Origin of the sequence: Shewanella sp., from assembly GCF_051658185.1 — a bacterium.
Taxonomy (GTDB): Bacteria; Pseudomonadota; Gammaproteobacteria; order Enterobacterales; family Shewanellaceae; genus Shewanella.
In genome coordinates this window covers 1-6,447 of record NZ_JBOFMC010000091.1, presented here as the reverse complement: position 1 = coordinate 6,447, position 6,447 = coordinate 1, and the positions used below count along the sequence as shown (strand labels likewise).

9 protein-coding genes are annotated in these 6,447 nt (G+C 47.3%); 8 read left to right on the top strand and 1 reads right to left on the bottom strand.

Annotated features, from left to right (window positions below; all coding sequences use genetic code 11):
- Positions 1-247: 247 nt before the first annotated feature.
- Positions 248-913: a uracil-DNA glycosylase gene (gene ung / locus ACRCZA_RS03945; RefSeq protein ID WP_438673176.1), complete on the top strand. Its 666-nt coding sequence runs from the start codon at positions 248-250 to the stop codon at positions 911-913.
- A gap of 65 nt (positions 914-978) precedes the next feature.
- Here the strand turns inward: ung and ispB are convergent, their stop codons facing one another.
- Complete coding sequence (ispB, locus tag ACRCZA_RS03940; RefSeq protein WP_438673175.1) at positions 979-1,950, bottom strand: octaprenyl diphosphate synthase; 972 nt, start codon at positions 1,948-1,950, stop codon at positions 979-981.
- Between the two features lie 276 nt (positions 1,951-2,226).
- On the opposite strand from ispB, the gene rplU reads away from it, so the two are divergent.
- From rplU to ACRCZA_RS03905, 7 genes are all read left to right on the top strand, one after another.
- On the top strand, positions 2,227-2,538 hold the full coding sequence (rplU, locus tag ACRCZA_RS03935; RefSeq protein ID WP_438673174.1) for a 50S ribosomal protein L21: 312 nt from the start codon (positions 2,227-2,229) through the stop codon (positions 2,536-2,538).
- A gap of 14 nt (positions 2,539-2,552) precedes the next feature.
- A complete protein-coding gene (gene rpmA / locus ACRCZA_RS03930; protein ID WP_007650346.1) occupies positions 2,553-2,807 on the top strand; it encodes a 50S ribosomal protein L27 in 255 nt (84 codons plus the stop codon).
- A 213-nt stretch (positions 2,808-3,020) separates the two neighbouring features.
- A complete protein-coding gene (gene cgtA / locus ACRCZA_RS03925) occupies positions 3,021-4,187 on the top strand; it encodes an Obg family GTPase CgtA (RefSeq protein WP_438673173.1) in 1,167 nt (388 codons plus the stop codon).
- Positions 4,188-4,214: 27 nt separating this feature from the next.
- Positions 4,215-4,976, top strand: a complete 762-nt coding sequence (locus ACRCZA_RS03920; protein ID WP_438673172.1) for a threonine/serine exporter family protein — start codon at positions 4,215-4,217, stop codon at positions 4,974-4,976.
- The gene (locus tag ACRCZA_RS03915; RefSeq protein WP_438673171.1) at positions 4,973-5,446 is read left to right on the top strand and encodes a threonine/serine exporter family protein; all 474 of its coding nucleotides are present in this window, start codon (positions 4,973-4,975) and stop codon (positions 5,444-5,446) included. Before ACRCZA_RS03920 ends, ACRCZA_RS03915 begins: the two co-directional genes overlap by 4 nt.
- Before the next feature lie 30 nt (positions 5,447-5,476).
- Entirely contained in the window at positions 5,477-5,959 is a 483-nt protein-coding gene (gene folA, locus ACRCZA_RS03910) for a type 3 dihydrofolate reductase (RefSeq protein WP_438673170.1), read from the top strand.
- Positions 5,960-6,242: 283 nt separating this feature from the next.
- Positions 6,243-6,447, top strand: a 205-nt coding sequence (locus tag ACRCZA_RS03905) for a DUF3718 domain-containing protein (protein WP_438673169.1), incomplete at its 3' end; no start/stop codon positions are given.

The following is a 6,447-nucleotide window of genomic DNA, read 5'->3' as shown; positions in this document are numbered from 1 at the left end:
GGCGAGATAGCGCTGGCGCGATAATTGTGCCGCGTTTATTGGCATTGGTCATTAACATCGGTAAGCTTACATTAAAAAGAAAGTGACATATTCTCCCGCCACGGTTGCACCGTGAATTGCAGCTGTGATTGTTTTTTATATTATAAATCATATTTTTATGACTTTGATGTGGCTGAGCAATCTTGCATTACTGGCGATTGCGTACTAACGGTTAAGCTCGCGCCATGGTTATTTGAGGAAACTTATTGTGACGGTGACAACTTGGCAGGCGTTTATCGATGGGCAGAGCGCCGAGCCCTATTACCAGCGACTAATGGCTTTTGTCGAGCAGGAGCGGCAGCAGGGTAAAGTGATTTACCCTCCCCAGACCGATGTATTTAATGCTTTTAACATGACGCCACTGGATAAGGTGCGGGTAGTGTTACTCGGCCAAGATCCCTATCATGGACCAGAGCAGGCCCATGGCTTGTGTTTCTCGGTGCGCCGTGGCATCAAGCCGCCGCCTTCCTTGGCAAATATGTATAAAGAGTTGGCCAATGACATTCAAGGATTTACCATCCCCAACCATGGCGATTTAACCCAGTGGGCGCAGCAGGGGATCCTGATGCTCAATACGGTATTGACCGTGGAGCAGGGGCAAGCGCATTCCCATGCAAAGGCTGGTTGGGAGCAATTTACCACCCAAGCCTTAACATTGTTAAATGAGCAGACTCGCCCTATCATTTTTGTGCTGTGGGGGAGCCATGCTATTAAAAAGGCGAAAGTGATCACCGCGCCCTGGCATCAATTGCTCACAGGACCTCATCCATCCCCTCTATCTGCTTATCGAGGCTTTTTTGGCTGTGGGCATTTCGCTAAAGTGGATCAGTTATTGGAGCAAAGGGGCGAGCCCCCAATTCAATGGCAGGTTTGAGCGGCAGACAATAAAAAAGGTCTTATATAATAAGACCTTTTTTATATTCGAACTGGAAATACGGATTAATGATTACGATCGACAGATAACTTCGCCAGTGAGATCAGTGCCGTTTTAAAATCACTCTCTGGTAAGGCTGAAAGTGCCGCAATCGCTTGTTCAGATTGCTCAATTGCCTTTTGCTGAGTGTAGGTTAATGCACCGCAGTGATGTAAGGCGGCCACAATTTTATCGATGGCGTGGGTGCCATTACCTTGCTCAATCGCTTGGCGGATCAATTGCTGCTCCTCAGCGGTACCGTGGGCAATGGCATAGATTAACGGCAGGGTTGGTTTGCCCTCGGCCAGATCGTCACCAATATTTTTGCCTAACGCTTCAGTGTCTGCGGTGTAATCCAATAAATCATCGGTTAATTGGAACGCCGTGCCAAGGTATTTGCCATAGTCACCAAGGGCGCGCTCTTGTTCTGGGCTGGCACCGGCTAAGACGGCGGCAAGTAGGGTGGCGGCCTCAAACAATTTTGCCGTCTTACAGTAAATCACCCGCATATAACTGGCTTCAGTGGTATCGGGGTCATTGCAATTCATCAATTGCAACACTTCACCCTCGGCCAATACGTTGGTGGTATCGGCCAGCACACGCAGTACGCGCATACTGTCGAGCTCGGTCATCATTTGGAAGGAGCGAGTATAAAGAAAATCACCTACCAGCACGCTGGCACTGTTGCCAAAGAGGGCGTTAGCGGTTTCGCGGCCTCGTCTAAGCGTGGATTCATCGACCACATCATCATGTAATAATGAGGCTGTGTGGATGAACTCGATAATGGCAGCCAATTTAAGGTGAGCATCACCTTGATAATTAATCGCCCGCGCAGCAAGCACAGATAGCAAAGGACGAAGACGTTTACCACCACCATTGATAATGTAGAAACCGAGTTGGTTTATTAAGGCAACATCTGATCCAAGCTGTTTATATATCAGCTGATTGACTGCTTGCATATCAGTGTCAGCCAGTTGACGAATCGCGTTTAAATCCATAATAGACTCTGAGTGTGTGGGCTATGAGCTACCCAGCCTTTTATTTTAGGCTTATGTGTTATATAGCCCGAATTTTACCTAAAATTCTGTCATATAACAGCATTGGCACTATTAATGTGCGAGTTATTCCGGCCTTTTTTTATTCTTTCCTAATTAGGGCTTGCCATACGCAGATTCTTCGCGTAAACTCCGCGCCCATTGTCAATAAAGTTTTTATAGCGCCCTGCCTCCCAAAAGTGCGAGCCAGCGCGTTAGGAATATCGGAGTAAAATAGCTATGTACGCTGTTTTTCAAAGTGGTGGTAAACAACACCGTGTAGCCCCTGGCCACACAGTTCGTTTAGAAAAATTAGAAGTTGCTACAGGTTCAACTGTTGAATTCGATCAAGTTTTATTGATCGCTGACGGTGAAACTGTGCACGTTGGTGCTCCTTTAGTAGCTGGCGGTAAAGTCGTTGCTGAAGTAGTAAGTCATGGTCGTGGCGAGAAAGTAACTATCGTTAAGTTCCGTCGTCGTAAGCACCACGACAAGAAAATCGGTCACCGTCAATGGTTCACCGAAGTTAAAATTACTGCTATCAACGCATAATAGGAGTCTAACTCATGGCACATAAAAAAGCTGGCGGTTCTACTCGTAACGGCCGCGATTCAGAAAGTAAACGTCTAGGTGTTAAGCGCTTTGGCGGTGAATCAGTTCTAGCTGGTAACATTATCGTTCGTCAACGTGGTACTAAATTCCACGCTGGTGTAAACGTAGGTATTGGTCGTGACCATACTCTGTTTGCTCTGACTGACGGTAAAGTAAAATTCGAAGTTAAAGGTCCTAATAACCGTAAGTTTATTAGCATCGAAGCTTAATTATCGAGTCTAGCTTATACTGTTAAAGCCCCGCCATTGGTGGGGCTTTCTGTTTTTATGCTTCTACTTACACTGCATCAATGGTGAATTGGGTAAATGATTACCGGATTAAAGGTGTGGATAGGTAAGATGGGGCGCAAGTATCTTGAGTTTTTTGGCGACCAATGAAGTTAGACGGTATAATTGCTTCATTCAGTGATGCCAGGAGTAAGTATGAAGTTTGTCGATGAGGCAGTAATTAGGGTCGAAGCGGGCGACGGCGGTAGCGGTTGTGTCAGTTTTAGGCGCGAAAAGTATGTACCTGATGGTGGTCCTGACGGGGGTGATGGTGGTGACGGCGGCAGTGTGTATTTGCAGGCCGACGAAAACTTCAACACCTTAATTGAATTTCGTTTTGAACGTTTTCACATGGCCGAGCGCGGTGAAAACGGGCGTGGTCGGGATTGCACCGGCCATAGCGGTAAGGATTTGATCTTAAAAGTGCCAGTGGGTACTCGTGCTATAGATCATGATACCGAAGAAGTGCTTGGGGATTTAACGACCCATGGCCAAAAGCTGTTGGTTGCCAAAGGTGGCTTCCATGGTCTAGGTAATACCCGTTTTAAGAGCAGTACTAATCGTGCGCCGCGGCAAAAGACCTTAGGTACTCCGGGAGAAGTGCGTAGCTTGAAATTGGAGTTACTGTTGCTCGCGGATGTTGGCTTGCTCGGTATGCCGAATGCGGGTAAATCAACCTTTATTCGGGCGGTGTCGCGCGCTACGCCTAAAGTGGCCGATTACCCCTTTACTACTTTAGTGCCAAACCTCGGGGTGGTGAATCCTCGCCCGGGTCAGAGCTTTGTGATCGCCGATATTCCCGGTTTGATCGAAGGTGCTGCCGAGGGGGCGGGCTTAGGTATTCGCTTCTTAAAGCACCTTGAACGCTGCCGTATTTTATTGCATATCCTGGATATTGAGCCTATCGATGGCACCGATCCGGTTGAGTCGGCGCGTGCGATTGTGGGTGAGCTTGAAAAGTATTCCCCTAAATTAGCGAGTAAGCCTCGCTGGTTAGTCTTTAACAAAACCGATTTGTTGCTTGAAGAAGAGCTGCAAGAAAAGGTTGAACGCATTGTTAAAGAGTTGGATTGGCAAGGTGATGTGTATACCATCTCGGCCTATAACCGTGAAGGTACCAAAGAGTTAGCCATTAAGTTATTGGATTACATCAATAGCCTTCCACCGGAAGATACCGTTGTTAACCCCGACGATGAAGTCGAGTTTAAGTGGGATAATTATCATCAAGCGAATCTTGATTCTATTAATGAAGATTATGATGATGATTTTGACGACGACTTTGATGATGATGACTACGACGTAGAAGTTATTTACCAAAGATAATCTTCATCTCTGAGTGTTGAGAACGCTGTGTACGCTGATACTCAAAATGACATTACTCGGCAGGTTGTGCGCGTTGCACAACTGCTGCTGGCCTATGGTGCTGAATCTGATTTAGTTGAAGAAATCAGCCAGCGCCTTGGCCGGGCTCTCGGCCTTGCCAGCATTGAGCTGTCCATCTCTTCTAATTCCCTCGTATTAACCAGTTTGGTACATGGTCGCTGTATTACGACCACTCGGCGCATTCGTGAACATGGCATCAATATGGCCATCGTGTGCCAATTGCAGCGTATCTGTTTGTTGGCCGAAAAAGGGGTTTATGGCCCGAATGACGTCCGCAAACACTTAGCGCGTCTTGAGCCTCGAAGCTATCCACCCATGTTAGTTATCCCGATGATCGGCCTCTCCTGTGCTAGTTTTTGTCACTTATTTGGTGGGGATCTCGCGGCCAGTGTGATTACGTTTATAGCGGCAGCGGTCGGGATGGCGGTGCGCTTAGCCTTTGCCAAGCGCCATTTTAATCTGCTGATTAATTTTGCGGTCACGGCTTTTGTTAGTAGTTTGATCGCGCAAACGGGTTATTTGTTTTCCCTGAGCATGACGCCCCAGTCTGCGATGGCGGCCAGTGTGTTAATGCTAGTGCCTGGTTTTCCGATGATTAATGCCATTTCGGATATGGTAAAAGGCCATATGAACGTCGGCATTTCCCGTTGGGGACACGCCACCCTATTAACCGTGTCATCGGTTATCGGTATTACCCTTGCCATGCAGCTAGGGGGTAACTTGCTATGATGGATTTGTTGTTCTTGCTGCTGCATGATGCGGTGTTTTCCGCCATTCCCGCGGTAGGGTTTGCCATGGTATTTAACGTTCCTAAACGTTTTTTACCTTACTGCGCGTTAGCTGGCGCCATTGGGCATAGCTCGCGCACCTTGATGTTGCACTTGGGGTTGCCCATTGAGTGGGCGACTTTTGCCGCAGCCGCTTTGGTTGGTATGCTCACCATCGGTTTTGCCAAGCGGCATCTCGCGCCGCCATTGATGTATGCGGTAGCGGCGATTATCCCAATGATCCCTGGAACTTATGCCTTTAATACTGTGATAGCATTAGTGCAACTTACCGCCCAATCCCAAGTGAGCCAAGAATTGACTGGGCAGGTTATCAGTAATGGTTTAAAAACGGTCTTTATTCTTGGGGCATTATCGGTTGGCTTAGCGCTGCCGAGTTTGCTGTATTTTAGAACCCGCCCCGTTATTCAATAATTCCACACTATCGACAATAGAGGACTGAGCATGCGCATTGCGATGATTGCTGCGATGGCGAACAACCGAGTTATCGGAAAAGACAATAAAATGCCATGGCATCTTCCCGAGGATTTGCGTCATTTTAAGGCCATGACATTAGGCAAACCTGTGGTTATGGGGCGCAAAACCTTTGAATCTATTGGTAAACCCCTTCCTGGACGCCATAATATTGTGATTTCGCGCCAAGCGGGCTTGCAGATTGACGGCGTCAGTTGTGTCACCTCCTTCGATGCGGCTAAACAAGTGGCGGGGGAGTGCGCGGAACTCGTGATCATGGGCGGGGGACAGCTTTACGCTCAACTGTTGCCATTGGCAGATACTTTGTATTTAACTCATATCAATCTTGATGTTGAAGGTGATACTTACTTTCCGGCGTGGGATGGGCAGCAATGGCTTGAAACAGACCGTTGCCGTGGTGAAAGCGCCAATGGATTGGAATATCACTTTATCACCCTGATAAAAAAATGTTAAATTATGGTGTTGTTTGTGTACCCTGCACGTATGTGTTGCGGTAGCTCACTTGCCTAGCATTAGCCTCATCTCGTCTCACGCTCTTGCCAAATGCGCGAAGTCATTTACTCACGTAATGTGTAGTGCATGGTGTTTGTGCAATCAAGTGACTGCAGGCGCGGATGACAACGTCATGATTAGGCAAATATTGCTTATAAAGTAACATTATAATCAGTCATTTAAGTTAGCTACCAACGCAACCGTACAAAATAATAAGAAATGAGAAAATATAAAGGAGTATCGGATGCGTTTAATGTCTATTGCTTTAGCGGCGTTGATTGGACTGGGTGGTATGAGTGTGCCTGTCACTGCATCGGCTGAGGCAGATCCCTTGGTGGCGAGTCTTTGTGATTATGTCAAAGCTAATGATAAGAACCGATTACGCAAAAAACTCAAGGAGAGCCGCGTCAAGTTACGTCAGGTCTATAGCGGGATTAGTTGTGATGGTC

What these genes read in the sequence shown, in the direction of transcription:
- rpmA (WP_007650346.1), top strand. Translation starts at nt 2,553, where the DNA reads ATGGCACATAAAAAAGCTGGCGGTTCTACTCGTAACGGCCGCGATTCA.
- cgtA (WP_438673173.1), top strand. Translation starts at nt 3,021, where the DNA reads ATGAAGTTTGTCGATGAGGCAGTAATTAGGGTCGAAGCGGGCGACGGC.
- ispB (WP_438673175.1), bottom strand. Translation starts at nt 1,950, where the DNA reads ATGGATTTAAACGCGATTCGTCAACTGGCTGACACTGATATGCAAGCA.
- folA (WP_438673170.1), top strand. Translation starts at nt 5,477, where the DNA reads ATGCGCATTGCGATGATTGCTGCGATGGCGAACAACCGAGTTATCGGA.
- ACRCZA_RS03915 (WP_438673171.1), top strand. Translation starts at nt 4,973, where the DNA reads ATGATGGATTTGTTGTTCTTGCTGCTGCATGATGCGGTGTTTTCCGCC.
- rplU (WP_438673174.1), top strand. Translation starts at nt 2,227, where the DNA reads ATGTACGCTGTTTTTCAAAGTGGTGGTAAACAACACCGTGTAGCCCCT.